We start from the raw sequence: 2905 nt of genomic DNA, 5'->3' as shown, positions 1-2905 counted from the left end.
CCCGCCGGCCCGCCCGCACCGTCCTGGCAGCGGGGCTGCTGGCGGCGGCGCTCTACGGTGGTGGCCCCGCCGGCGCCGATCCGGTCCCCGCGCCCGCGCCGGCCTCGGCCACCGAGGCGGTCCAGCAGATGATCGATCTGTCCCGGCAGGCCGAACAGCTCAATCAGCAAGCGCTCACCGCCCAGGCCGATCTCGACGCGAAACTCGCCATCCAGCGTGACGCCGATGCCAAGGTCGCCGCGGCCACTGCGGCCGTCGACTCGGCCCGCAACGAGGTGGCCAAATACCGCCCGATGATCGATCGCACCGCCATCGCCGCCTACCAGGGCGCGCGCACCAACCGGTTGTTCTCCGTACTGGTCAGCGATTCACCCCAGCAGCTCCTGGACCAGATGTCGACACTGGACGTGGTCGCCACCCAGACCTCCGACCAGCTCAAACAGTACAAACGCGCCACCGATCAGGCGACGGCCGCGCAAACGGCGGCCCGGACCGCTGCCGATGCCGCGCGCGCCGCCACCGATCAGGCAAATTCCGTCCGCGCCGATGTGGGACGTAAACAGACCGATCTGCAGAATGCGGTCGCCAAGGTCATCGAGGTCTGGGGCACCCTGTCGACCGCGGACCGGACCGCCCTCGCCGGTTCCCCGTTCCCGCCCGGTTTCGACCGCGACAGCCTGCTGGCCGATCTCGTCCCCGGCAACGGGACGAGTGCCCTGGCCGCCGGGCTCACCCGCGTCGGCGACCCCTACGTCTGGGGCGCCACCGGGCCCGATCAGTTCGACTGCTCGGGTCTGGTGCAGTGGGCGTTCGCGCAGGTCGGTAAGGAGGTGCCGCGCACGAGTTCGGCGCAGGCCGCCTACGGCACCCCCGTGGACCGCGCGGACCTGCAGCCCGGCGATGTCGTGTTCTTCTACGACGATATTTCCCACGTGGGTATCTACGCCGGTAACGGCCTCATGCTGCACGCCTCCACCTTCGGGGTCCCGGTGGCCGTCGCGCCGATGGATTCCACCCCTTACCACTCGGCGCGCCGCTACTGAGCCCCGGAGCGGCGCCGGGCAGCGTTCGCCAATAGTGTGAGTCCTATGGCTCGAACTCTGCTGGTTACCAATGATTTCCCGCCGCGGCCGGGAGGTATCCAGTCCTATCTGCAGGCGATGACCGGCCAGCTGCCGCCCGACGATCTGGTCGTCTACGCACCCCGCTGGCGCGGTGACAGCCATACCCGTTTCGACGCGCAGCAACCGTTCCAGGTGGTCCGCCATCCCACCTCCCTCATGCTGCCGACCCCCGCCGTCGCGCGCCGCGCCCGTAAGCTGCTGCGCTCCGAAGGCTGCGAAACGGTCTGGTTCGGTGCCGCCGCCCCCCTGGCGCTGCTGTCCCCGCTGCTGCGCCGGGCCGGTGCGGAACGGATAGTCGCCAGTACCCACGGCCACGAGGTGGGCTGGTCGATGCTGCCGGCGGCGCGGCAGGCGCTGCGGGTGATCGGCGAGAACACCGATATCGTCACCTACGTCAGCAAATACACCCGGCGCCGATTCGCGGCCGCCTTCGGACCGGACGCCGCGCTCGAACATCTGCCGCCGGGCGTGGATACCGAGAAGTTCCGCCCCGACCCCGCCGCCCGCGCCGAACTGCGCCGGCGCTACAACCTCGGCGACCGGCCCACCATTCTGTGCCTGTCCCGGCTCGTCCCGCGTAAGGGTCAGGATGTCCTGCTGATCGCGATGCGCTGGGTCCGGGAACGGATCCCCGGCGCGGTCCTGGTGATCGCCGGTAGCGGCCCGTACGAAGACCGGCTGCGCGGGCTCGCCGACGCACTCGGCCTCGGCGACGATGTCGTGTTCACCGGCCGGGTCCCGGCAGCCGAACTCGCCGCCCACCACACCATCGCCGATGTTTTCGCCATGCCCGCCCGCACCCGCGGCGCCGGCCTCGACGTCGAAGGTCTCGGCATCGTCTACCTCGAGGCCTCCGCCAGCGGAGTCCCCGTGGTCGCCGGAATGTCGGGTGGTGCACCGGAAACCGTGCTGGACGGCGAAACCGGCCGCGTCGTCGACGGCCGCCGCGCCGACCAGGTCGCCGAAGCGATCGGCGATATCCTCGCCGACCGCGACGCCGCCGCCGCCATGGGCGCCGCAGGCCGCGCCTTCGTCGACCACCACTGGCGCTGGGACACCCTCGGCACCCGCCTCCGCGGGTTCCTGTAAGACAACCTCGGGCTCGCCACTGCCCGGCCCGATACCCAGAACGACCACCATGGCGCCGACTCCAGCGAGACCCTGACAGGTCTCGCCCACGAACAACACCGACCCGACCAGCGGGGCCGCTGAGTCCCACAAGACCCTCAACGGCCCCGCCTGCACCGCCCCGGCCCGCCCAGCGGCACCCGACTCCCGCAAAACCCTCAAACACGCTCACACCGGGCAGGCGTGTGAGCCGGCGAGCACGAACCGCGGACCGAGCCGATGGCCGCGACGCCCTATCACCACTGACGGCTCCGCCATACCGCCGACGCCCCAACGCACCCAGCGGCGCAGCCGAGTCCAGCGAGGCCCGAGTCCCGCAGGACCGTCAACGGCCCCGCCCACACCGGGCAGGCTAGTGAGCCGACGAGCACGCGCCACGGACCGAGCCGATGGCCGCGACGCCCTATCACCACTGACGGCTCCGCCATGCCGCCGACGCCCCAACGCGCCCAGCCGCGCAGCCGAGTCCAGCGAGGCCCTGAAAGTTCTCGGTCCCACCCGAACGCAACCAGCCGTGGTGCCGAGTCTTACGAGGCCCTCAAAGGTTTTGGCCCGTCCCAGCAGTGAGCCCGCGGGGGCAATAGGCGCCGCCCCGCGCATAGAGCGCGGGCAGCAGGGGCCCAGGGGGGGCCAAACCCCCCGCCGCCCCCGGG

Annotated in this window: 2 protein-coding genes; both read left to right on the top strand. The window is 71.4% G+C overall.

Annotation, left to right across the window (positions count from 1 at the left end; translation table 11 throughout):
• Positions 1–1043 (top strand): NlpC/P60 family protein (locus QH196_RS22035; RefSeq protein ID WP_432279534.1); only part of this gene is annotated, 1043 nt, incomplete at its 5' end.
• Between the two features lie 45 nt (positions 1044–1088).
• The gene (locus tag QH196_RS22030) at positions 1089–2213 is read left to right on the top strand and encodes a glycosyltransferase family 4 protein (protein WP_280417714.1); all 1125 of its coding nucleotides are present in this window, start codon (positions 1089–1091) and stop codon (positions 2211–2213) included.
• The last annotated feature ends 692 nt before the right edge of the window (positions 2214–2905 follow it).

The sequence above is a fragment of the Nocardia carnea genome (genome assembly GCF_029868325.1).
Lineage (GTDB): Bacteria > Actinomycetota > Actinomycetes > Mycobacteriales > Mycobacteriaceae > Nocardia > Nocardia carnea_C.
The sequence above is the reverse complement of the archived record's forward strand: the minus strand, read 5'-3'. Positions and strand labels throughout refer to the sequence as shown.